Below are 23,245 nucleotides of genomic sequence, written 5' to 3' on the forward strand. Positions count from 1 at the left end.
GTGCCAGTGAGCAACCCCGACCGGCCCACACCCCCCCCGTGGGCCGGTTTTTTTTCTTCCCCGATCGTCAGCAGCGGTTAGCTATTGACGGGCATTTGACGCCGCAATGGCCTCTTCACGTATGATCCGCTCTTGCTTCGCCAGAGCCCGCCCGATGAAGACCGCCGATCACCGTACTTTCCTGCATGACTACACCATGCCCGCCGAGTGGCTGCCGCACCTCGCTACGTGGATATCGTGGCCGCACAATGAAGATAGCTGGCCTGGCAAGTTTGGCCCCGTAGAACCGGTCATGGTTCAGGCTGTGGCCGCACTGGCCGCCAGCGAACCCGTGTACATCAACGTGCTGGATGCTGCGCACGAAAAACACGTGGCAGCGTTACTTGAAGGCCGTGCAAGTCCTGAACGGATAAAGTTTCGCCACTTCAAAACCAACGATGCCTGGTGCCGCGATCACGGCGCACTCTTTGTAACCAGCAGTGCTGCCAACGCTGATCCACTGCTTGCATTGAATTTTGGCTTCAACGCCTGGGGAAGCAAGTACCCGTATGAACTGGACAACTTGATTCCGCCACAGATGGCAGCAGCGCTCGGCGTTCCTTGCCACTCTGTCGACATGGTGCTCGAAGGCGGCTCCATAGACGTGAACGGTGCTGGCACTTTGTTAACCACAGAGCAATGCCTGTTACACCCCAATCGCAATCCGGACATGACCCGGAGTGACATCGAACAGACACTGAAAGATCACCTCGGCGTGCAGCAGATCCTGTGGCTCGGCGACGGCATTGTCGGCGATGACACAGATGGCCACGTTGATGACCTTACTCGTTTCGTCAACGCTGATACGGTACTGACGGTTGTCGAACACGACTCCACTGACGACAACTACACCGTACTCGGTGAGAACCGTGAGCGGCTGGCAACGATGCGGCTGCATGACGGCCGCCCGCTGCAAGTCATCGACATGCCGATGCCAAAGGCTGTGGAATACAAGGGCGACAGGCTGCCTGCCAGTTACGCCAATTTCTACATCGGCAACAGTGTTGTGCTCATGCCCGCATTCGATGACCCGAACGACGTCGTCAATACCCGCATTCTTTCGAGTGCCTTTCCCGATCGGAAAATTATCCCCATCGACTGCAGAGACCTGGTGCTCGGCCTTGGCACCTTTCACTGCCTGACCCAGCAGGTGCCGGCGCTGCCAGGCTAAAGGACGTGCCACTGCATCGCTTGCGGTGCGTGGTCGCATTCCTTACGCTACAGCACTTCCGACCCGTCGCCGACCGGCACGGCTCTTCTCACCCCTGCACGAGGTGTCTCCCGTGACTGCTATTCGCGACTTTGTCCACCACCACTATCGCCATTTCAATGCGGCGGCCCTGATCGATGCAGCTGACGGCTACGTTAAGCACCTCGATAACGGTGGTGCCATGTTCATGACCCTGGCCGGCGCGATGAGTACGGCCGAACTCGGGCTGTCGCTTGCGGAGATGATCAGGCAGGACAAGGTGCAAGGCATTTGCTGCACGGGTGCCAACCTTGAAGAAGATGTCTTCAATCTGGTCGCTCACGATCACTACGTGCGGGTTCCGCACTACCGGCACCTGACGGCGCACGACGAAGAGGAATTGCTGGCCCGACACCTGAACCGGGTCACCGACACCTGCATACCTGAAGAAGAAGCCATTCGTCGTATCGAAGACGTGATCCTTGAAGAATGGATGGATGCCGATAAGAACGGAAAGCAATATTTTCCGCACGAATTTCTGTACCGCATTCTTCTTTCCGGAAAACTGGAAAAGCACTACCAGATTGACCCCAAGGACAGCTGGTTGCTGGCTGCGGCCGAACGCAATCTGCCGATTATCGTACCGGGCTGGGAAGACTCAACGCTCGGCAACATTTTCGCATCGCATTGCATTACCGGCGAGATCAGCAATGTCCACACGGTACGTACCGGCATCGAGTACATGATGATGATGGCGGACTGGTACAAAGACATCTGCAAGACATCGTCTGTTGGCTTCTTCCAGATCGGCGGCGGCATTGCGGGTGACTTCCCGATTTGCGTAGTGCCAATGCTGGAGCAGGATCTGCAGATGACGGATATTCCGCGCTGGGGCTATTTCTGTCAGATCAGTGACTCGACCACGAGTTATGGCTCGTACTCCGGTGCTGTGCCGAACGAGAAAATAACCTGGGGCAAACTCTCGGCCGATACGCCGAACTACATTATTGAATCGGACGCCACCATTGTGGCGCCACTCATCTTTGCCTGCGTGCTGGGCCAATAGGCGGACATTCGATGAGTCACGACAACAACAAAGCGCCCGCAAGCGACAATAGCCCGACCTGGCAAGCGGCTGACGCGGCTGAACTGTATCGCCTCGAATCATGGAGCGACGGTTTCTTCCTGGTCGATGACAGCGGGCAGGTTGCCGTGCAGCCGTTGGACGACAGTGACCTGCGCTTTATGGTCATGGATGTCGTCGATGAAGCCATCAAGCAAGGCATGACCCTGCCTATCCTGTTGCGCTTTCAGGATGTATTGCGGGCGCGAGTACAGCGGATCAATCACGCATTTCGCGATGCGATCAAAGAGAACGAGTATCAGGGCAGCTATCGCGGCGTCTACCCGATCAAAGTCAATCAGCTACAAGAAGTGGTCGACGAAGTATTCGATGCCGGCCAACCGTTCAACCTCGGGCTGGAGTGCGGCTCCAAATCCGAGTTGATCGCCTCACTTCCGTACCTCAAGGACGACGATACGCTGCTGATATGCAACGGCGTTAAAGACCGGACCATGCTGTCGTTAATTCTGTCCGCTCAGCGCCTTGGCAAGAACGTAATTCCAGTGATGGAAAAATACGCCGAGTTCGAAGAGCTCATGGAGCTCGCGGAAGCGGCCGACACGCCGACGCAGTTTGGCGTGCGTATCCGGTTGCGCACATCCGGCTCCGGCAAATGGGCTGATTCAGGCGGCTACCGCTCGAAGTTCGGCATCTCTCTCCCGGAATTGATCGAAATTGTTGAACAGCTCAAGAAGCTCGGTCGCAGCGATGCCTTCGTACTGCTGCATTTTCATCTCGGCAGCCAGATAACCAATGTTCAGATTCTGAAACAAGCCGCGAAAGAGATCAGCCAGATCTACGCCGAACTCGTCAATCGCGGTTTGCCGGTACGCTATCTGGATGTTGGCGGCGGTCTCGGTGTCGACTACTCGGTAGACAATGAAGAAGGTGCCATACATTACAGCCTGCAGGAATACGCCAACGCGATCGTAACGAGCGTCGCTGAAATCTGCGATCAGCGCGACGTGCCGCACCCGATACTCGTATCTGAAAGCGGCCGCGCCATAACAGCGCATCACTCGATGCTTGTCGTTGAAACACTGGGTGCGTATACCAAAGACCGGATAGCTGACGACTTTTCACCTACGAGCGATGCCGACGACACCGTCAAGCGCCTGGGGGCCCTGCACGAGGAATTGCGTAGCGCGAAAGCGGGCGAATGGCTCAGCAGTGAATTGCTCGAGGCCTATCACACGGTTGATGCTACCCACCGTGATGCCGCAACCATGTTCCGGCTGGGCTTTTTACCGCTGGAGCAGGACGCGCTGGTCGAGCGCCTGTACTGGAGCATATGCTCGTTGCTGCTGAAGCACTTGCGGTATGCCGCGCCTGACCCACGCCCGCCGGAGTTCATTGAGCTCGAAGAGAAGCTCGTTGATCAGTACCTCTGCGATTTCTCGGTTTTCCAGTCCGTGTTGGATCACTGGGCCATTGGTCAGGCATTCCCGATCATGCCGTTGCAACGCCTGGACGAGAAACCAACGCGGCGCGCGCTGCTGGTCGACCTGACCTGCGATTCCGATGGCAAGGTATCCGAGTACGTATCGTCGAATGAGGACAAATCCTTCCTGGAACTGCACTCGTTGAGACCTGACGAACCTTATTACCTCGGCTTTTTCCTGATGGGTGCCTACCAGGACATTATGGGCGACGCTCACAACCTGTTTGGCCGTGTTGCTGAAGTGCACGTGTATGCCGATCAGGAAGAAGATGGCAACTTCTGGATCGAAAAGACGATCCCGGGCATCAAGATTCAGGACATGCTGGCGCAGGTACAGTATTTCCCCAACGACTTGCAACGACGAATGAACGAGCTGATCAAAGCCAAGATCGAAGCCGGGGAAATCCGGCCGAAACGCGGTATGCAGATACTCGAGCAATACCTCGCCTGCTTTCAGCAAGAGACCTACTACGATACCCGTCGGACGAACGAGGTGGCGAAGTCATGACCGGCACGCAATCCCGCAAACTGAAACTCGGCATCGTGCAGATGTCGATGGGCGACGACGTTGACGACAACACCAACAGGGCGATTGCCCTGACGCGTAAAGCAGCAACCGACGGCGCTGACGTTATTTGCTTGCCGGAACTTTTTCGCTCGCGCTATTTTTGCCAGACAGAGGACGCTGACTTTTTCGGTCTGGCTCACCCGATTCCCGGGCCAGTGACCGACTCATTTGCGGACATCGCCCGTGAGTTCGACGTGACAATCATCGCCAGCCTGTTCGAAAAGCGCGCTACCGGCCTCTACCACAATACGACTGCGGTCCTGGATCGCGATCGTGGCTATGTCGGCAAGTACCGAAAGATGCACATTCCGGATGACCCACGTTATTACGAGAAATTTTATTTCACGCCGGGGGACCTGGGTTTCAAGACGTTCGAAACAGACAAGGCCGAACTGGGTGTACTGATCTGCTGGGATCAATGGTATCCGGAGGCCGCACGACTGACGGCATTGAAGGGCGCGGAGATACTCTTCTATCCCACAGCGATTGGCTGGCACCCTGAAGAAAAGGGCGAAGTGGGCAAGGAACAACACGAAGCGTGGGAAACCATTCAACGTTCACACGCCATTGCGAACGGCTGTTTCGTCGTCGCGGTGAATCGGTTCGGCTTCGAGCCGGACCCGGCAAGTGATGGTGGTATAGAATTTTGGGGACAGAGTTTCATCGTTGCACCGGACGGCCGCATCATTGCCCGTGCGCCAGCGGATGAAGAGCTTGTCCTCATAACCGAGATAGATCTCGGCGAGATGGCGGTCACCCGGCACGGCTGGCCGTTCCTGCGCGACCGGCGCATCGATGCTTACGAGCCGATTACGAAACGCTTTCTCGACAACGACTAAGTCGGGACGCACACACTCAATTACGCCTGCTCCCGTACTTATGCGATTTCGTTCTATGTAATCGCCAATTGCGCGCGTCCCGGCCCGGCCGCACAATGGCCAAATGAAAGCCTCGCGTGAAGGATTGAGTCGGCGGGATTTCCTGTCCGGCATAGGCCGCACCGTCGGTGGTTCAGCCATGCTGCGGGTGATGGCCGCCATGGGCATCAGCGGCATTGCAGGCTGCGGCTCCTCATCGGCATCCAGTGCCGCGCCCCCCGCCACGCCTCCCGGCAACTCAGGCAACGGCAGCGTTGGACCGCGCCCCGGTGACTGGCCCGCCAATGTCGGCGTCGGCTCATCGGTCGTGATACTCGGTGCAGGCATCGCCGGCATGACTGCCGCGCTGGAAATGGAGCGGCTCGGCTACAGCTGCACGGTACTCGAAGCCACAGAGCGTGCAGGTGGCCGCAACCGCACGATCCGCAGCGGCGACCTCGCCATAGAAACGGACTCTACTCAACAATGCCAGTTCGACCTTGCGCCAGGGTTGTACTTCAATGCAGGTCCGGCCCGTATTCCTCACCACCACGAATTTTTGCTCGGCTACTGCCGCGAGTTCGGCGTGGCACTTGAACCCTTCATCAACGACAACCGGGCAGCGTTATTGCATTCGCCCAATGCATTCAATGGTCAACCGCAGATCGCCCGACGGGTAATCACCGATTCACGGGGCTACATTGCCGAGTTGCTGTCGACCGCCATCAACCAGAATGCACTGGACCAGCAGTTATCCGCGACCGACCGCGCCAATGTTTTGGCCATGTTGCGCGAGTTCGGCGATCTGTCCGCCGGTGGGACTTACAACGGCAGCAGTCGGGCAGGATTTCCGGGCCAGGAGAACACCGGCAGCCGTGATCGCGGGCTATTGCTCGCTCCACTGCCTTTGCAAGACCTTGTGGAAGACACGTTCTGGCAGCTCCGAACCAGCTTCAGCGATGACCTCGAACAACAGGCAAGCCTGTTGCAACCGGTTGGAGGCATGGACCGCATTGCGCACGCATTCGCGGCGGAGGTGCAACAGAGCATCATCTACCAGGCAACGGTGGACGAAATACGCAAGACGGCGAACGGCGCACGCGTTGTATATCGCGACGCCGGTGGCGTCACCCGAACGATTGAATCGAACTATTGCGTTTGCACGATTCCTGCAACTGTACTGCGCAGTATTCCAAACGATTTTTCTGCCGCCCACAGTTCTGCCATCAACAGTTTCGCGTACACGTCGGCGGCCAAGCTGGCTTTCCAGTCACGCCGGTTTTGGGAGCAGGACCACAATATTTACGGCGGCATTTCCTGGACAACGCAGGACATCACCCAACTCTGGTACCCGAACAATGACATGGGTTCTGCGAACGGTGTGCTCGTGGGTGCTTACATGTTCGGTGGCGCAGCCGGGAGTCAGTTCACAGCACTGACACCGCAGCAACGAATCGATACCGTGCTGGCGCAAGGCAGCGCTGTGCATCCCGAATTGGCGGGCGAAGCGGCACGAGGCATCAGCGTGGCCTGGAACAAAGTCCCGTTTCAGCGCGGCGCGTGGGGCACGTCAAACCCCGGAGTCCTACTGAACGGAGACGATGGGCTGTTTCTTGCCGGTGAGCACCTTAGCGTGCTGCAGGGTTGGCAGGAAGGCGCCATTCTTTCGGCCTACAACGCAATTGACGGTATTGTCAGCCGCGACACTGCCTGACCCAAACGGCACGATCAGTCGCTACGCGCCCAGCCGTTAAGCAACATAGTCGCTGCGCGACGAGCCTCGACGGCGGCCGAGCTGTTGCCCTCGCCGGCGGAAACTATCGAACCTTTGATCAGCATGTGCCAAACCTGAGAAAAGCCGTCCGGATCTACGAGACGTGCCTGCCGCGCCAGGTCCGCAACCATCTGCCGACAGTTCGCAAGATGTCGCGCCGCGGCTTGCCGCACCGCGCTCCCTTTCGGCGACTCCAGCATGACATTGATAAACGAGCAGCCTTCAAACGTCGCCGACCGGAACCAGGTATCCAGAACATCGAAAATTGCCACCAAGCGATCTTCCGGAGCTGCCGCATTCCGATGAACGCTGGCCTCCAGCCAGTTCCTGGTCCAGAGCGCTTCGCGCTCTTTCAAAAACGCGATCGCCAGATCTTCTTTCGACTCGAAATTGTTGTACAGACTCGATTTCGCGCACCCTGATTCGCAGACGATAGCATCCACGCCCACAGCACCTACGCCACTCTCGGAGAACAGTTTGTAAGCTGCCTGCAAAATGCGCGTACGGACGTTCGCTGGTCTTGCTGATTCTTCCAACATAATGACCCCCCGGTCTTTTCCGAACACCCCATTAACAGTTCGGACAGGTGGCCCGTGGCCACCACCGGCTTTTTGTCCGTAGCGGACATTATTTTTTTGCCGGTAATCACGGAGTCTATAACAACGACTGCGGTTTTGTGGATACCCAAATCGATAACACAGCGTGCTGCGTTGGCTGCCGGTCGCTGCACTATCCCGGATCGGCGGGCGACAGGGACCGAAAAGCAGCCAACGCGCGCACTCTGCTTTTCTTCAGGTCGACGAGCGGCTGCGGATAATCACGGCCGAGACACACCCCGGCGTCCTGCAGGACAGCCGCCGGCGCTTCCCAGGGTGCATGCAGGTGCTTGTCAGGCAGCTGCCCCAGTTCGGGCACGAATTTGCGAACGTAGTGCCCGTCCGGATCGAATCGACGGCCCTGGGTTACCGGATTGAAGATGCGAAAATAAGGCGCCGCGTCAGCACCACTCCCCGCGACCCACTGCCAGCCCGCACTGTTGTTGGCCAGATCAGCGTCGACAAGGGTGTCCCAGAACCAGTCTTCGCCGTGATGCCAGTGTAGTAGCAAGTTCTTGACGAGGAATGACGCAGTGATCATCCGCACCCGATTGTGCATGAAGCCGGTTTGCCACAACTCGCGCATTCCCGCATCGACAATGGGAATGCCGGTTTGGCCGGTCTGCCATTTCTTCAGACCTGACAGATCCTCACACCAAGGGAAGCGATTGAACTTTCGCTGCAAGTTACTGCGAGGCATCTCCGGCCAGTGATACAACAGGTACGTTGAAAATTCGCGCCAGCCCAGCTCGCGCAGAAAGTGTTCCCTGTTAGCATCGGCTTTGCCGCCGCTCGCGGATTTCATGATGCGTTGTCGGATCTGATGTGGCGACAGCTCGCCGAAATGCAGGTGCGGCGACAACCGTGAAACGAAGCGCTGGTCGGGTCGGTCGCGACCACTCGTGTAGTTGCCTATGCCCTCGGCAAGAAAGGTATCCAGCTTCTGCGCTGCGCCTTGTTCACCGGGAGTCCACTCTGCGGCAAGACTGTCGTACCAGCGATGCGCCGGCAACAGCTGCAAGTCGTTTATCTGCGCAGAACCAGGCAACGACAGTAACTCCAGATTCTTCGGCTGGCTCACTAGCGGGCGCGGTTCCGGACCATTTTCGAGGCAACCGTTCCGGTAGTACGGCGTGAAGACTTTGTACGGTGATCCGTCTCGCTTGTGCACCGTTGTCGGCTCGTACAACAGCGACGCGTTGTAGCTGCGAACAGCCACACTCTGAGCTTGCAACGATTTTCGTATGCGTCGGTCGCTGTCGAGTCGCCAGGGTTCGTAGCAACGATTCCAGTACACCGCGGTGGCGCCTAGCTCCGAAGCCGCGCGGGAAAGTATCTTGTTTGCATCACCGGCCAGAACCGAGAGCTTGCCTTGCAACGACTTGTCGAGCGAAATCAGACTCTGATGCAGCCACCAGCGACTCGCGGCACCCAGCGCCCACTCACCTGCGTTGTCCTCATCGAAAATATACAACGGCACGACGCGCGCACCGGAGGCAGCAGCGGCAGCCAATGCCGGATTGTCGGCAAGCCTCAGGTCCTGCCTGAACCAAACGATGATCACGTCGGAAGCTGTCACTTACGGCCGCCTCTGAATAACTGTGACTCAGAAGTATACGACTGCCACACCGCTGATTTCGTAACGAGTTGTAACGGCGTACTAGAGTTTCGGCAAATCAGCCACTCTGAGACAGCGATTGCAGTGTTTGGAAAAACGCCTGTAATTTTTTCAAGCAAACACCCGACCGCGTTTATGCGATGTCTCTTGCCATCGCCCGGAAACGCGCCAATTCAAACACTTGGCTGCGCCTCTGTGCAGTTGGCACGGAACCTGCTCTGAGTATTCCAGGCACTCGCGGAAGGTTGGCGGTTGCCATTGAGCCAAACAATTGGTTCGCGGTTGATTTCAGCGATATGGAGATACTCATGAGTACATCAACGACTAAGAGCACACGAATACGGCTGATCCCAGGCTTGATTCTGGGCGTTGCCCTCGCAGGCAACAGCTATGCCGGAGATGATCAGGAGGATGGCTACCAGGGCAAGATGAAGGATGCCTGGCTGGATGGCCGCATCGAGACTGCATTCACTCTGAATCGACATCTCAACCCGTTCAGCATCGATACGAAGGTAGAGAACGGAGTGGTTCTGCTGGAAGGTGAAGTCGAATCCGATATCGACCGCGATCTCGCCGGCGAAATCGCGAAGAACGTTAACGGGGTCTCGTCAGTCAATAACGAGCTTACTGTGAGCGGTGAAAATTCAATGGAGAAGATGTCGGGCAAAGCGAAAAAAACCGCCAACAACTTCATGCAAACAGTGGGTGACGCAACCACTACTGCCGCCGTGAAGACCCGTCTTATGGCGAACGGCAATACCAAAGGTCTGAGCATTAACGTTGACACCAAGGACGATGTCGTAACGTTGAGCGGCAACGTTGAGTCGAGCGAGGAGCGTGACCTGGCCGAAGCTCTGGCCAGAAACACGGGCGACGTGGAACGGGTGGAAAACAAGCTCGTAGTCAGTAACCAATAATCACTGACAATTGAACGGCAGCGCACTGGCGCAAGCAATAAGGGCCTCGCGAGAGGCCCTTATTGTATTTGCGAGACAGGCATTTTGTTCCGCAAACAGATGCGATGAGAACGCCGCTAGCACTCACCAGGATGCGGATACGCATCGCTGTCATCTTCGCCAGGGCGATCTGTCAGACAGGCGAAGTCCTTTTCAATCAACACCGTCAGAACCTGCCCGTCGTGCGTACCGGCGGCAGCCTGAGCGACGGCGACATCATCCGAGTTAACCCAGCGGTCGATGGCCGGTTTCGGCGCCAGTACACGAATCGCCGCACCGTCAAAGGTTGCCGTGCAGCCCGCAAGGTCCGCCACGGCTTCAAGTCCATACTCCATGACGACCCCGGCGGCGAACCGGGTCTTCTCCGTCACAGAACCAGTTTCGCCGAGCAACTCAACCTCGCCGCGCGTGAGGCGCAGCCGCACCGTATCGCCACGTATTCTTAGTTTCATTCGTTACCGTCCATTGCTGCCAGTGCACAGCGTAATAGTGGTCGCAATGTTACCCGCGCACCGCCCAGTTTCGACAATTGATTGCGGGTCGTCACCGGCTTTCGCAGCGCGCGACATCCGATTGCACATTCGACAGTGTCTAAATGACAAGAAAAACTCTAGTATGGTTTCGAGCGCGACCTTTAACCTGGTCCCTGCAAATCATTCAGTGGACGGAGCACGAATGCCGACTGACAGTAAATCGGCGGTACGGGACGAAACAGAACGCATCAGCGCACTTCACCGTTACGCGTTGCTTGACACTGCGCCAGAGCAAAACTTCGAAGACATCGCGCTGCTGGCTACCGAGCTGTGCCAGATGCCCACTGCAATGATCAGCCTGACGGATACCGACAGGCAGTGGTTCAAGAGCCGGGTCAACTTCGAATTCAGCGAAACTGCACGTGATATCTCGTTCTGCACGCATGCGATCGAGTTCGACGGAATCATGGAAGTCTGCGACGCAAGCACAGACGTCCGGTTTGCCGACAACCCGCTGGTAACTGGTCCGCCCTATATCCGCTACTACGCAGGCGCTCCGCTGATAACCCATGATGGGCACAAACTCGGTTGTCTGTGCGTGGTAGATCAGAAACCCGGCAAGATAGATGATCAACAGCGAGCCTCGCTGCAGGCCCTTTCCCGGCTGGTCATCACCCAGATTGAACTCCGCCGCTCAACTCTTGAGGCAAAGAGAGCGGATGCTGCGCGGCAACTGTCGCAAACGTTCATGCGCGCGACCGTTGATTCTCTCAGCGACCACATAGCTATCATCGACAAGCACGGCGAGATCGTTCATGTGAACCGCGCCTGGTCCAGCTTTGCCAGTCAAAACGAAGACCAGACTCTGATCCGCGGTAGCGGCCCCGGCGTCAACTATCAGCAGGTATGCAAGAACGCCATCGCCGCCGGTATCGGCGAGGCGCAGCATGTTCTTGATGCCCTGCGCCAAATCGGCGCCGGCGACCGACGTCTGCGGGTGTCTCTGAATTACCCGTACACCCGTCCGGGCGACGTACGCTGGTTTAATGTGCAGGTATCGGCGTTTGGTGCCGGCTCTGACATCCACGCGGTCATCGCGTACCGTGACATTACGGCAGAACGCGAAACGCAGAACGAGCTAAAGGCACTGAACGAATCGCTGGAACTGCGAATCGAAGAGCGCACTGCTGACCTTAAGCTCGCAAACAGCGTATTGCAGGCCAGCGAAGAACGCTTTCGATCGCTGTTTGCGGGTGCCAGCGTAGCATCGATCATTATTGATACCGAGGCGAACTTGATCGAAGTGAACCCGGCATTCTCAGCGATGACCGGAGTGAGCGAGAAAGCGGCAACCGGACTAGCGTTCGAACAACTGGTTAACCCAGCAGACTGGCCGGATGTTGCCAGGATGCTGGGCAGGATCAGTACAGGCCAGTTGCCCGGTTGCGAGTTCGATTTTCGCTGCAGAACACCCGAGGGCAGTGAATGGGTGCTCGCCAGCCTGTCCGCTGTCAAGCGAGGGGATAACAACGTTTCGCAAATTGTTGCGTTGCTGCAGGATCGCAATGCGCAGCGGGAAGCCGAGTATCAGCGCGACAATTTCTTCAACTTGTCGATAGACATGCTGCTGGTAACCCATGTGGATGGGCGCATAGTTCGTGCAAACCCGGCATGCGAAAAGATACTGGGCTATACGCCGGAACAAATGCAGCAGAAATTAATGCCCGAGCTCGTTGCGCCGGACGACCGGCAAGCCGGAGAGAATGCCCATGCCGCGATCGAAAGGGGCGAATCACTCGTATTGTTCGATCTGCGCTGCATCGCCGCCAACGGCGAGATTCGGGATATTCGCTGGAACGCCACCCCGTGGGTAGAAGAAGGCCTGGTACTATCGGTTGGCAGAGATGTAACCCGGATACGTGCCGCCGAACGCAATTTGATACTGCACGACAAGATGCAGACCCGCGCCGAAGAAATGGCCAGCATGGGCAGCTGGAACTGGCAAATCAGTGACGATGGCCTGGTCGTCTCCGAAGGTTTGCGGCGCATAGCCGGCATAGACCTGGAAGAGCCTGTTACTTGCCTTAAAGACCTGCTGGGCTTTATCGAGAAGAGGGACCGCAATATCGCGGAAGCAACGATACGCGCCGTCGCAGCGGATGGTGCTTCCCGGATCATTCGTTGCCGGGTACGTCGGCCGGATCACACGGTCCGGACAGTCCAGATGTACAACGATGTCGTGCGCGATAGCAACAGCGACGCTGTTGCAGTTTCCGGCGCGTGCCTTGATGTTACCGAGTTACACGAGACACTCGACCGGGAGCGCCGAACCAAAACCATGCTCCGTACACTAACCATGCGACTGGAAGACGTTCGTGACGATGAACGCGCCACAATTTCCCGTGAAATACACGACGAACTCGGGCAGATGCTTACCGCACTGAAGATAGATATTGCCCTGCTCCAACGCGACACGATAAATGGCAGCGCCCCCCTGCCGAGCCGCCATGAACTGTCACGTGCGCTAGAGTCGCTGGAACAACTGACCGACCGCACAATTGACTCAGTCCGCCGGATCGCACGGCAGCTACGACCGGACGGGCTGGACGAACTCGGCCTGCTTCCCGCTCTCGAATGGCACATAGAAGAATTTGAGAAGCGCACCGGTATACGCTGCTTCTTCGACTGCCCGCCACAACTGCCTGAACTCGATCTTAGAATTCGCTCTACGTTGTACCGGATTGCTCAGGAAGCCATGACCAACACGGCACGGCATGCCGGTGCTGATCGGATCGACATTCAGCTGCGGGCGAACGACCAACAGTTTGAGATGACCATTGCTGACAATGGTTGCGGCATGGACCCCGGGGTAGTGGACGGCACCCGCTCCATCGGCATACTCGGCATGCGCGAGCGTGCGTCCATGGCCGGCGGCAGCTTCGAGATTGGCAACAACGGAGAGGTTGGCACGCGGGTACTGGTCAAAGTACCGCTAAGCGGCAGGTCGGCTATAGCAAGGAACCGGGAGTAGCCAGGGTACTGACTGGCATCAACCTCCCGCCGCGTCAAACCAATTTACCATCCGCCACCTAGAGCGCGATAGAGATCCACGGTTGCCTGCAACTGGGCAAGCTGCGCTTCAACCTGTTGCTGTTCGACCTGACGCAATTGCCGTTCGACATCCAGCAATTCCAGATAGCCGATTCGGCCGACATCGTAACGGGCTGTTGAAATCCGGTACGCGTTTTCGAGTGCCACCACGCGGTTCTGTTGCGCTGTTCGAACCTCGGAGGTTGATTCAACCGTACCCAAAGCATTCAACGCCTCCTGAAACGCAAGTTGCACTGTTCCCGCGTAACCTGCGGCCGCGGCCTCTCTCGCTGCGGTAGCACTGTCGACACGAGTGCCGATCTCATGCAAATTCGTCAGCGGCACGGACGCCGCTACTGCGGCATTCCAGTTGCGTGAACTATCGGCATCCAGAGTACTGAAACTGGTCGACAAACCGCCGAAAAAACCACCCAGAGACAGCCGCGGAAAATAATCGGCTTTGGCCACGCCAATGCGCGCGTTAGCCGCAATCAGCCGTTGCTCAGCGGCAATGACATCGGGACGACGCGCCAGCATGTCGGACGGCAGGTCCATCGGTACAACGGGCGCATCCGGCAATGAAAACTCAGCCAGATTCTGCGGCGATGCCCACGCGGCAAACATCGCCTCCGGTGTCGCTCCACGTAACACGGCAAGTGCGGTTAGTGCCTGACGGCGACTTTCGCGCAAACCCGGCAGTTGCGCTGCAACTGCGGCAGTTTCACTGCGCGCCTGTTCGTAGTCGTACGGCGATATCAGGCCACTGTCCAGACGCAACTTCTGCAGTTGTTCGTTGTCGGTACGCGTCGCGTGGAGGCGGCTCAGCAATGCAAGTTGCTTGTCCAGCGCAAGCGCCTGGAAATAAACCTGAGCGACGTTGGCTGCGAGCGATGAACGCACGCCGTGCATGACGGCGGTATCTGCTGCCAGTTCCGCCAGCGCGGCTTCGTTGGCGCGGCGAACCCTGCCCCAGATATCCAGCTCGTAGCTAACGAGTTCGAGACCACCCCGAAACTCCGTAACGGGCTCGGTCGGTATCGGGAAAGATGCATTGCCACTGGCCTTGCTGCGAGTGGCATCCACGGTAAGTTTTGCGCCAGGGTAGAACGCCGAGCGACTTCGCCGCAGTGCCGCGACGGCGATATCCACGTTCGCCATTGCAACTTTGAGGTCGTGATTGCGCTCCAGACTTTCCTCGATGTAGGCCGTAAGCTGCGGATCCTCAAAACGCTCCCACCAGCTATCCAGATAACTGGCATCTTCGACGGGGCGTTGCCAGTCTCCAGGCAATTGCGAAACAGGCGGCTGATAATCCGGCCCGACCGCACAGGCAGCCAATACAAACAGCGGCAGAATTGCGGCTAACTTAATCATGAGCCACCTCCAGCTTCGCCGATATTTCCGGTGTCTGTATTTGCTTGCGCTGTTTGGTAATCAGCCTGAAGAACAAGGGCACGAAGAAGATTGCCAGGAACGTCGCGGCCAACATGCCGCCCATAACACCCGTGCCAACGGACTTGCGTGCCGCCGCACCCGCGCCACTTGAAAACGCCAGTGGGACAACACCCAGTATGAAGGCCATCGAGGTCATCAGAATGGGTCGAAAACGCAACCGGGCCGCTTCCAGTGCCGCATCAAAGCCGGACATTCCTTCCTGCTTTTTCAACATCGCAAACTCAACGATCAGGATCGCGTTTTTTGCCGCAAGGCCCAGCAAGGTAACGAGGCCGATCTGAAAATAGACATCGTTGGTCATATCACGCAACCACACCGCGATCAGCGCCCCGAAGGTACCGAAAGGCAGCGCCATCAATACCGACAACGGCAACGACCAGCGCTCGTACTGTGCAGCGAGAATCAGGAACACCATGACCGCCGCAAGAAACAGCGCGATGCTGCCAGCGCCGCTGGACTGTTTTTCCTGGTACGACGCGCCGAACCACTCGTAGGTATAGCCGGCCGGCAGGATCTCGTCGAGGATCTGCTCCACCCGTTCAATGGCCTGGCCTGAACTCACACCTGGCATGCCGCTACCGAATATTTTTGCGGCAGGCAGGTTATTGAACCGATCCTGAGTATCCGGACCTGATGAGAAGTTGATGGTAGCCAGTGAAGACAACGGTATTTGCTGGCCGCTGTCGGAACGCACGTAGACATTGCCTATGTCGCCCGGTCGCTGGCGGTAGTCGGGATGTGCTGACATCAAGACCTGCCAGGTTCGACCGTACTTGTTGAAATCGTTGACGTAGTAGGTACCCATCGTGCCAGACAGCGTGTTGAACAATGCGTCGATAGGCACTCCCAGAACCTTCGCTTTCTCGCGATCAATCGCAACGTCAATCTGCGGAGCGTTTGCCCGCCACAGGGTTGCGACATTCATGAGCAACGGGTCCATATTCGCCTGCTGAACGAACTGCTGGGCGACGGCACTCAGGCCCGCCGGGTCGCTGTCTCCTCGATTCTGGATGTACAGCTCAAAGCCACCGGCGGCACCCAGCCCGAATATAGGCGGCGGGTTGAATGCCAGTACCAGCCCGTCCCTTATGTGACCCGTTTTCATGTACAGCTCGTTGACCAGATCGGCAGCCGTGGTATCGCGCTCATCCCAGTCGACCTGCGTTACGAAAATGGTGGCCGCACTGTTGCGAAAGCCGCCGCCGAGCATGTCGAAACCGGTGAAAGCCACCGCAGTCTTGTTGGCCGGGTTGGACAACACCTGGTTGACGACCTCCTGAACGACTGCGTCCGTTCGTTCCAGTGTTGCACCATCGGGCAGCATGACCGCTGCGATGTAAAAACCCTGATCTTCATCAGGCACCAGCGAACCCGGCGTTGCCTTCCACAGACCCGCCGTGATCAGCACCATGCCGCCGAACAGCAGGAGTCCGAGGGTGGCTCGTTTCATCATCCAGGCCACACCGGCGGTGTAACGTCGGGTCAGCTTTGCAAACAGCCGATTGAACCAGCGGAAGAATCGTCCGGGCTCTGGTTGATTGCCTTTCAACAACGCAACACACAATGCCGGAGTAAGGGTAAGCGCGACGATGCCGGAAATCGCAACCGAGAAGGAAATAGCGATAGCAAACTGCCGGTACAACTCGCCGGCGAGTCCACCCAGAAATGCAATGGGAACAAATACGGCTATGAGTACGAGCACGATGGCGATAACCGGCCCGGTCACTTCCTGCATGGCCTGAATGGCTGCGTCGTACGCCGATTTCTTTTGCTCGTGCATGATGCGCTCGACGTTCTCCAGAACGACGATGGCATCGTCAACCACAATACCGATAGCCAGCACCATACCGAAGAGCGTCAGGGTATTGATTGAAAAGCCGAGCAATTGCAAGCCGGCAAAGGTGCCGATCAGCGACACCGGCACGGCAACTGACGGTATCAGCGTAGCTCGCCAGTTTTGCAGGAAAAGGTAAACAACGAGGAACACCAGGATCATCGCCTCAATCAGTGTCTTGGCAACCTCCCTGATTGAGACCTCGACGAACCGTGTCGTGTTGTACACAACGCTGGATTCGAGGCCTGGCGGAAAGTCTTTTGCCAACTCAGCTACGACCTTGGTCACTTCGTCAGCTACGGCCAGTGCATTGGTACCCGGCTGCAGGAAGATACCCACGAGAGTCGCCGACTGGCCATTGACTCGGCCGATGAATTCGTAATCCCTGGAGCCGAGGGTCACCTCGGCAACGTCCTTGAGACGAAGGATGGACCCGTCCGCTTCGGTACGCAGCACGATGTTCTCGAATTCTGCCGCGTCACTCAGACGGCCTTTGCTGGTTATCGTGTAGACGAGGTCCTGGCCGTTTGGCGAGGGCGGCTGGCCAACTTTGCCGGGGGCGAACTGTGCGTTTTGTTCCCGCACCGCCCGCGCAACGTCATCGGGAGTAAGGTTTAGACGCGTCAGCCGGTCAGGTTTCAGCCAGATTCGCATGGCGTAATCTTTCGCGCCGAAGATCTGCACACTGGTTGTGCCCGGCGTGCGCTTTAGTCGGTCGAGCACGTTCATCGTGACGTAGTTGCTGATGAACAAGTCGTCAAGTTGGCCGTCTGTTGAACTGAACGCGATAACCTGCAAGAAAGAAGAAGAACTCTTCTGCACGGTCACACCCTGGCGGCGCACTTCCTCTGGCAACCGGGCTTCGGCCTGTTTGACGCGGTTGTTGACGTCGAGCTCCGCTTTGTCAGCATCCGCTCCTATATCAAAGGTAACGTAGATCTCAACAACACCGTTCGATGTTGAGGTTGAGTTCATATAGAGCATGCGCTCTACGCCGTTGATCTGATTTTCGAGTGGCGCGGCAACGGTTTTCTCAATGACCTCGGCTGAAGCACCTGGGTACATCGCACGCACCAGTACTACGGGCGGGGCGATCTCCGGGTACTGCGCGACAGGCAGTTCGCGGATGGAGGCAAGGCCTGCAATGACGATGAAGGCAGAGATCACCGTGGCGAAAATCGGGCGATCAATAAAAAATCGGGACATCATTTTTGATTCCTCAGAGCGCGGCGGCTACGGCTGCTGTGTCCACGACCGTTACCGGCGCGCCAGGGGCGAGCTTGACGAAATTGTCTACGATGACCTGTTCGCCGGCTTGCAAGCCGGATGTGATTAGCCACATCTGTCCGCCCTCTTCGGTGAGCCATTCGCCCACCGTCACAGGTCGTATTTCAGCAATAGTTTGTTGTTGCTCGTTCTCACCCAGGACGAAAACGAACTTGCCCTGCGGGCCATCAAGTACGGCTTTCTGCGGTACGGCGATCGCGTTAGGGCGTTCTGCGCCAGTAACCCGTACCCGAACGAACTGGCCGGCTTTCAAACGTTGATCAGGATTGGCGAAGCGCGCACGGACGTTGTACGTGCCTGTGGCCTCGTCGATACGGGCCGCGGTGAAGTTGATGTGCCCAACACGCTCGAATACCTGGCCATCGGCGAGGGCGATACGCACTTCCAGGCCAGCCTCCTCGGGATTTTCCACCGCGCCACTGGCGAGGTCCGCTTGTTGCTGCAACCACTCGTTTTCGGAGATGGAAAAATGGACGTCAATCGGGTCGAGTTGTACCAGTGTCGTTAGCCGGCTGTCCGTTCCCGCTGAGACCAAAGCACCTTCAAATTTCTCGGCGAGCCCGCTGATGCCATCGATCGGCGAACGCACGTCGGTGTAACCCAGTTGGATGCGCGCGTCACGCAGCGCAGCTTCTGCCTGCAGCACTGTCGCCGCTGCCAGAGCTTCGTCGGAACCGGCATCGTCAAGCTCCTTGGCGCTAACAGCTTTCGCAGCGACCAGTGGTTTCAGGCGTGCGTGTTCACGTGCCGCTCTTGCGTGTTCGGCGCGGGCGCGTGCAAGATCCGCTTCCGCGGCGGCCGCTCGGGCCGCAAACGGTAATCGGTCCAGGCGGAACAAGGGGTCGCCCGCGCGCACGGCAGTACCCTCCTCGAACAGTCGCTCTTCAATGATGCCGGTCACCCTGGCATGCACCTCCACCTCGCGCGAACCCATCGTGCGACCTACGTATTCCCGCTCGACCGGAACGCTGTGCGGCTGCACATTCAGCACGGATACCGCCGGCGGCGGGTACGCCGCCATTTCCTGGGCATTGCCGGAGCACCCGACCTGGACCAGAGCGAGCAGTAAAATAATAATTAAAAACAAGATGTTAGATCGCATGGAAACTCCAACGGGCGGCGCCGGGAACGGTTTGCTTTTGTGGGCGCGGAAATATACATACATTCATGTATGTTTGTAAAGATTAATGTACTATTGGCGACACCGCAGCCCGGCAAACGAAACCTGAGGACCGCAATTGGCCAGAAAGACGAAACAAGAAGCGCTGGAAACGCGCGAAAACCTGCTCGATGCGGCAGGCAAAGTGTTTTGCGAAAAAGGGGTTACCAACACCTCGCTCGCTGACATTGCGGCGTGCGCAGGCGTGACCCGCGGCGCTGTCTACTGGCACTTCAAGAACAAGACTGACCTCGTTGAAGCACTCTGGCATCGAACCGAAATGCCGGTTGATGTCTCCTGGGCTTGTGAAAACTGTTCGCCAGGTGCGAACCCGCTCGAAAGCATTCGCGGTCAGGCAGTCGATTGCCTGCGCCGTGCCGTCGCCGACCCGAACACCAAGCAGGTTTGGGATATTCTCCTGCACAAGTGTGAGAACGTTGACGATGCTGCGGTTATGAAATCGCGCTTGCGTGAATCGCGCGCAGAATGTGCACTCAACGTCACCGAACTTTTTGAAGCTGCAATCAAGGCAGGCCAGTTGCCGGAATCCACCGACGTCAAAACGGCCATCAATGGATTGTTTTGTTATATCGAGGGGCTGATCTACAACTGGCTCATGAACCCGGACTCCACTAACCTCGAGGACTCTGCCGAGGCCTATGTCGACATATACATTGACGGCCTCATCCACCGGGACATCGCGGCCCGGCAACGCAAGACTGTAAACGGCCAGGCGCGAGGACGTAGCGGTGCTCCCGGTCACCGCGATGCTGTTCATTCGGACTGAAATAACGCTCACTTTATTGACTCTTCCAGGCAGTCAAGTACCGGCGGAGGTAACTCCACGGCCACACGCTTTGTAGTGGGTAGTCGAACGAGCCACGCTGAATTGGACAAAGCCATCGAAAAATATTCCGTCCGGCTTATTGCGAACCACGTAATCGGCGCACAGACGTAAACTCGGCATCCGCATGCCGCCAGCACGACGCAGGGCTGACGGCCGATTCTGCCTGCCTTCTATGTCACCGATGTTATGACGGCTTATTCGATGCCAAGGTTGCTGACAGCGGTTAGCTCCCGCAAGCCGTTGCCACCCAAGCATGCCGGACAAGGCATCAGGGACACTCCTACGGCGTTTCACCGTAGCCGGCACACAAGATAAAGCGCTGGTGCGGAAGATGTCAGACCGCATATCGCGTACAGTCGCCCGTTGCGGAGTAGTTCGCCGTCCCGATGGCACGCCGCAATGCGGGCTAAGTCCTCGCCATCGATTCAGTTCTGCGATCGATGGCGGCACGAACAGTCTGTTGCGCCACATACACTGGCAAGCCCGGCCTGACGGCCCTTACAACGTTTCGATCTTATGGCAGCAGTAAAATACGACGTTATCGTCCTCGGCGGCGGCGCAGCCGGTCTGATGTGCGCAATAGCAGCCGGACAACGCGGTCGCCGGGTACTGGTGCTGGAGGGCTCCAACCGGGTCGGTAAGAAAATACTGATGTCCGGCGGTGGGCGATGCAATTTCACCAACTTGTATTGCGAACCATCGCGATACCTCTCCGCTAATCCAAACTTCTGCATTTCGGCGCTCAGCCGCTACACGCAATGGGATTTTATTGCACTGGTCGAAAAGCACCGCATCGCGTGGCACGAGAAAACTTTAGGCCAGCTATTTTGCAATGACTCGTCCAAGCAAATAGTTGGCATGCTGCTGTCAGAGTGCGAACAGGCCGGTGTCGAAATTCTCACCAGCAGTGACATCAGCAGCGTTGCTTACACCGACCACTACGAAGTTCACTGCGCCCACGGAAAATTTGCCGCGGGATCGCTCGTTATCGCAACCGGCGGTCTCTCCATTCCGAAAATGGGTGCCTCCGGGTTTGGCTACCAGCTCGCGAAACAATTTGATCTCACGTTACTAGAGACCCGACCCGGGCTGGTGCCATTCACATTTGCTGGCGCGACACAGGACATGCTGAGCCGATTGTCCGGTGTGAGTACACCCGCTGCACTGTCACATGCTGACACCCGGTTCGAAGAAAGCATTCTGTTCACTCACAGAGGTCTTAGCGGGCCCGCTGCATTGCAGATTTCCAGTTACTGGTCGCCGGGCCAGAGCATTGAATGCAACCTGCTGCCGGGAATGGACGCTGCGGAGTTCCTCGTGAACGCGAAGACCGCCCAACCGAAAGCCGTATTGCGCACGGTGTTGTCCGGCACGTTGCCGCGAGCGCTGGTATTGGAGTTGCAAACGTTGCTTTGGCCTGACGTTAGCGACTCGCCGCTTTGCGAACTCAGCGACCGCTACCTCGACGCTTTGGCGAACCGGCTGCAGCAGTGGTCGTTACGACCGGCAGCTACCGAGGGTTACCGCACGGCAGAAGTCACGTTGGGTGGTATCGACACCAACGAGTTGTCATCGAAGACGATGGAAGCCAGGCGACAGCGTGGACTGTATTGCATCGGCGAAGTTGTGGATGTCACCGGCCACCTGGGCGGCTTCAATTTTCAATGGGCCTGGGCGTCGGGACACGCTGCGGGACAGGTCGTCTAGCGGCACTGCTCTTGCCAGACAGCATGGCCGGCTAAGGCCTACCGGTCATCGGGTCACCGGGTCACCGGGTCACCGCAAAGTTCGCCGCCGGCTCTTAACCCATGCAACGACTACGCAGCGTCAGTTTCAGTCGCCAGCGGAACAGGCGCGCCAGGCCAGGCCCGCAGGACTGCCTGAATGAGCGTTGCCAGAGGAATGGCGAAAAACACACCCCAGAAGCCCCAGATACCGCCAAAGAAGAGTATCGACACGATGATTGCTACCGGGTGCAGATTGACCACTTCGCTGAACAACAACGGAGCGAGCAGGTTGCCATCCAGCGCCTGAATGATTCCGTAAGCAAGGATCGCGTAGTAGAAGTCGGCAGTTAGTCCCCATTGCGACAACGCGACCAGTGCGACCGGCACGGTAACAGCGGCCGCGCCGACATAAGGGATCAGCACCGAGAGCCCGGTGAGTACGCTGAGCAACAATGCGAACTGCAAACCCAGCATTGAGAATACGGCAAAGGTTACAGACCCCACCAGGATGATCTCCCAGAACTTGCCGCGCACGTAGTTGCCAATCTGCGCATCCACTTCCTGCCAGACAGTGCCCGCCAGCTGACGTTCGTTCGGTAGAAATTCAGCCAGCCAGGTAAGTATGCGGTTCTTGTCGCGAATCATGAAAAATACCAACAACGGCACCAGCACGACGTACACGATGACGGTGATCAACGCGACCAGCGACGTCATTGAATACGATAACACTGGCTGCCCAAGACGAATGAATTCGGAGCCAAGTCCGGCGATAAACTCCTGAATCTGGGCCTCGGACAGAAAGTTGGGGTATTCCTTCGGCAACTGCAGCAGCAGCGCCTGCGCACGCTCAAGAATTTGCGGCACCTGGCCAACAAGCCGTGTCAGCTGGCGTATCAGTGGCGGCAGAAGCCCAAACAGCATCATGGCCACAAACGATATAAAGCCAATGAACACCAGCAGCACGCTGGGCAAGTGTGGCGCACCCAGCCGTTCCAGGCGTAACACCAGACCCTGCAGCAGATAGGCAATGACGATGGCGGCCAGCACCGGTGCCAGCATGTTGCCAAACAGGTAGATCGACAGACCAAGGCTTAGCAACGCCAGCGTCAATGTGACGACTTGCGGATTCTCGAGGTGACGCCGAAACCAGCGACTGACGCTGTTCATGTGTGTGGTGTAGCTTTGCGGATTACTCATAGGTCGCAATCATTA

At 57.5% G+C, this 23,245-nt stretch carries 16 protein-coding genes; 9 read left to right on the forward strand and 7 right to left on the reverse strand.

What is annotated here, in order from left to right:
- Positions 1 to 154: 154 nt before the first annotated feature.
- The 5 genes from AC0L8N_RS07670 (at position 155) to AC0L8N_RS07690 (ending at position 6,931) form a co-directional block, all read left to right on the forward strand.
- Positions 155 to 1,210: an agmatine deiminase family protein gene (locus AC0L8N_RS07670; RefSeq protein ID WP_473667015.1), complete on the forward strand. Its 1,056-nt coding sequence runs from the start codon at positions 155 to 157 to the stop codon at positions 1,208 to 1,210.
- Positions 1,211 to 1,322: 112 nt separating this feature from the next.
- Positions 1,323 to 2,294 (forward strand): deoxyhypusine synthase family protein, encoded by a 972-nt coding sequence (locus tag AC0L8N_RS07675; RefSeq protein WP_473667016.1) that lies wholly within the window; start codon positions 1,323 to 1,325, stop codon positions 2,292 to 2,294.
- 11 nt (positions 2,295 to 2,305) lie between these two features.
- On the forward strand, positions 2,306 to 4,300 hold the full coding sequence (gene speA, locus AC0L8N_RS07680) for a biosynthetic arginine decarboxylase (protein WP_473667017.1): 1,995 nt from the start codon (positions 2,306 to 2,308) through the stop codon (positions 4,298 to 4,300).
- Positions 4,297 to 5,199 (forward strand): carbon-nitrogen hydrolase, encoded by a 903-nt coding sequence (locus AC0L8N_RS07685; RefSeq protein WP_473667018.1) that lies wholly within the window; start codon positions 4,297 to 4,299, stop codon positions 5,197 to 5,199. Before speA ends, AC0L8N_RS07685 begins: the two co-directional genes overlap by 4 nt.
- A 103-nt stretch (positions 5,200 to 5,302) precedes the next feature.
- Entirely contained in the window at positions 5,303 to 6,931 is a 1,629-nt protein-coding gene (locus tag AC0L8N_RS07690; protein WP_473667019.1) for a flavin monoamine oxidase family protein, read from the forward strand.
- 14 nt (positions 6,932 to 6,945) lie between these two features.
- On the opposite strand, the gene AC0L8N_RS07695 is transcribed toward AC0L8N_RS07690, so the two are convergent.
- Together AC0L8N_RS07695 and AC0L8N_RS07700 are read right to left on the reverse strand one after the other, a co-directional pair.
- On the reverse strand, positions 6,946 to 7,530 hold the full coding sequence (locus tag AC0L8N_RS07695; protein ID WP_473667020.1) for a TetR/AcrR family transcriptional regulator: 585 nt from the start codon (positions 7,528 to 7,530) through the stop codon (positions 6,946 to 6,948).
- Between the two features lie 190 nt (positions 7,531 to 7,720).
- Positions 7,721 to 9,166: a cryptochrome/photolyase family protein gene (locus AC0L8N_RS07700; RefSeq protein ID WP_473667021.1), complete on the reverse strand. Its 1,446-nt coding sequence runs from the start codon at positions 9,164 to 9,166 to the stop codon at positions 7,721 to 7,723.
- Positions 9,167 to 9,513: 347 nt separating this feature from the next.
- On the opposite strand from AC0L8N_RS07700, the gene AC0L8N_RS07705 reads away from it, so the two are divergent.
- Positions 9,514 to 10,122, forward strand: coding sequence for a BON domain-containing protein (locus AC0L8N_RS07705; protein ID WP_473667022.1), 609 nt, complete (start codon positions 9,514 to 9,516; stop codon positions 10,120 to 10,122).
- 116 nt (positions 10,123 to 10,238) lie between these two features.
- Here the strand turns inward: AC0L8N_RS07705 and AC0L8N_RS07710 are convergent, their stop codons facing one another.
- On the reverse strand, positions 10,239 to 10,613 hold the full coding sequence (locus AC0L8N_RS07710) for a DUF7009 family protein (protein WP_473667023.1): 375 nt from the start codon (positions 10,611 to 10,613) through the stop codon (positions 10,239 to 10,241).
- A 223-nt stretch (positions 10,614 to 10,836) separates the two neighbouring features.
- Between AC0L8N_RS07710 and AC0L8N_RS07715 the strand changes: the two genes are divergently transcribed.
- Positions 10,837 to 13,665 carry a PAS domain S-box protein gene (locus AC0L8N_RS07715; RefSeq protein WP_473667024.1) on the forward strand — a complete coding sequence of 943 codons (2,829 nt, stop codon included), beginning with the start codon at positions 10,837 to 10,839 and terminating at the stop codon, positions 13,663 to 13,665.
- 44 nt (positions 13,666 to 13,709) lie between these two features.
- Here the strand turns inward: AC0L8N_RS07715 and AC0L8N_RS07720 are convergent, their stop codons facing one another.
- From AC0L8N_RS07720 to AC0L8N_RS07730, 3 genes are read right to left on the reverse strand one after another with little or no spacing between them, the layout of a single operon-like run.
- Positions 13,710 to 15,098, reverse strand: coding sequence for an efflux transporter outer membrane subunit (locus AC0L8N_RS07720; RefSeq protein ID WP_473667025.1), 1,389 nt, complete (start codon positions 15,096 to 15,098; stop codon positions 13,710 to 13,712).
- Positions 15,091 to 18,222 (reverse strand): efflux RND transporter permease subunit, encoded by a 3,132-nt coding sequence (locus AC0L8N_RS07725; RefSeq protein WP_473667026.1) that lies wholly within the window; start codon positions 18,220 to 18,222, stop codon positions 15,091 to 15,093. The genes AC0L8N_RS07720 and AC0L8N_RS07725 overlap by 8 nt, the downstream gene beginning before the upstream one ends.
- Positions 18,223 to 18,232: 10 nt before the next feature.
- Positions 18,233 to 19,402 carry an efflux RND transporter periplasmic adaptor subunit gene (locus AC0L8N_RS07730; RefSeq protein ID WP_473667027.1) on the reverse strand — a complete coding sequence of 390 codons (1,170 nt, stop codon included), beginning with the start codon at positions 19,400 to 19,402 and terminating at the stop codon, positions 18,233 to 18,235.
- Between the two features lie 136 nt (positions 19,403 to 19,538).
- On the opposite strand from AC0L8N_RS07730, the gene AC0L8N_RS07735 reads away from it, so the two are divergent.
- Both AC0L8N_RS07735 and AC0L8N_RS07740 read left to right on the forward strand, forming a co-directional pair.
- Positions 19,539 to 20,246 carry a TetR family transcriptional regulator gene (locus AC0L8N_RS07735; protein WP_473667028.1) on the forward strand — a complete coding sequence of 236 codons (708 nt, stop codon included), beginning with the start codon at positions 19,539 to 19,541 and terminating at the stop codon, positions 20,244 to 20,246.
- Between the two features lie 576 nt (positions 20,247 to 20,822).
- On the forward strand, positions 20,823 to 22,013 hold the full coding sequence (locus AC0L8N_RS07740) for a BaiN/RdsA family NAD(P)/FAD-dependent oxidoreductase (RefSeq protein ID WP_473667029.1): 1,191 nt from the start codon (positions 20,823 to 20,825) through the stop codon (positions 22,011 to 22,013).
- Positions 22,014 to 22,123: 110 nt separating this feature from the next.
- On the opposite strand, the gene AC0L8N_RS07745 is transcribed toward AC0L8N_RS07740, so the two are convergent.
- Complete coding sequence (locus AC0L8N_RS07745; RefSeq protein ID WP_473667030.1) at positions 22,124 to 23,230, reverse strand: AI-2E family transporter; 1,107 nt, start codon at positions 23,228 to 23,230, stop codon at positions 22,124 to 22,126.
- Positions 23,231 to 23,245 lie beyond the last annotated feature (15 nt).

It is taken from the genome of Woeseia sp. D3-10 (assembly GCF_055809415.1).

Bases quoted from the DNA above. Each gene is read 5' to 3' on its own strand.
- AC0L8N_RS07670 (WP_473667015.1), top strand. From the start codon at position 155: ATGAAGACCGCCGATCACCGTACTTTCCTGCATGACTACACCATGCCC.
- speA (WP_473667017.1), top strand. From the start codon at position 2,306: ATGAGTCACGACAACAACAAAGCGCCCGCAAGCGACAATAGCCCGACC.
- AC0L8N_RS07685 (WP_473667018.1), top strand. From the start codon at position 4,297: ATGACCGGCACGCAATCCCGCAAACTGAAACTCGGCATCGTGCAGATG.
- AC0L8N_RS07690 (WP_473667019.1), top strand. From the start codon at position 5,303: ATGAAAGCCTCGCGTGAAGGATTGAGTCGGCGGGATTTCCTGTCCGGC.
- AC0L8N_RS07695 (WP_473667020.1), bottom strand. From the start codon at position 7,530: ATGTTGGAAGAATCAGCAAGACCAGCGAACGTCCGTACGCGCATTTTG.
- AC0L8N_RS07705 (WP_473667022.1), top strand. From the start codon at position 9,514: ATGAGTACATCAACGACTAAGAGCACACGAATACGGCTGATCCCAGGC.
- AC0L8N_RS07710 (WP_473667023.1), bottom strand. From the start codon at position 10,613: ATGAAACTAAGAATACGTGGCGATACGGTGCGGCTGCGCCTCACGCGC.
- AC0L8N_RS07715 (WP_473667024.1), top strand. From the start codon at position 10,837: ATGCCGACTGACAGTAAATCGGCGGTACGGGACGAAACAGAACGCATC.
- AC0L8N_RS07720 (WP_473667025.1), bottom strand. From the start codon at position 15,098: ATGATTAAGTTAGCCGCAATTCTGCCGCTGTTTGTATTGGCTGCCTGT.
- AC0L8N_RS07725 (WP_473667026.1), bottom strand. From the start codon at position 18,222: ATGATGTCCCGATTTTTTATTGATCGCCCGATTTTCGCCACGGTGATC.
- AC0L8N_RS07730 (WP_473667027.1), bottom strand. From the start codon at position 19,402: ATGCGATCTAACATCTTGTTTTTAATTATTATTTTACTGCTCGCTCTG.
- AC0L8N_RS07740 (WP_473667029.1), top strand. From the start codon at position 20,823: ATGGCAGCAGTAAAATACGACGTTATCGTCCTCGGCGGCGGCGCAGCC.
- AC0L8N_RS07745 (WP_473667030.1), bottom strand. From the start codon at position 23,230: ATGAGTAATCCGCAAAGCTACACCACACACATGAACAGCGTCAGTCGC.